The 240-nt window shown below is 36.2% G+C and carries 1 protein-coding gene; it reads left to right on the top strand.

The features are described 5' to 3' along the window. The coding region (nrdD, locus tag ACWXWW_RS18320) for an anaerobic ribonucleoside-triphosphate reductase (RefSeq protein WP_455971473.1) at window positions 1-240 on the top strand (240 nt) is incomplete at both ends.

The raw sequence follows: 240 nt of genomic DNA, 5'->3' as shown, positions 1-240 counted from the left end.
AGCTAAATCTTTTGGTATCAAGGATGAAGAACACTATGTATTTACAAAGCTACAACAAGAATTAAACCAAGGTATTCAATCTTTAGAGATGAAGCTGAACAGTATTCCCTCTAGCCGTGGGGATTTTGCATTTACAACATTTTCGTTTGGGGCTTTATCCGAGGAACCTTATGATCGTAAGTTGCAGAAGATGTTTTGTGAAACTTTACTCAATATTCGGATGAAAGGTAATGGTAATGG

Source organism: Microbacterium sp. KNMS, assembly GCF_053851835.1.
Note: the sequence above shows the minus strand (reverse complement) of the source record. Positions and strands in the feature narration are given on the sequence as shown.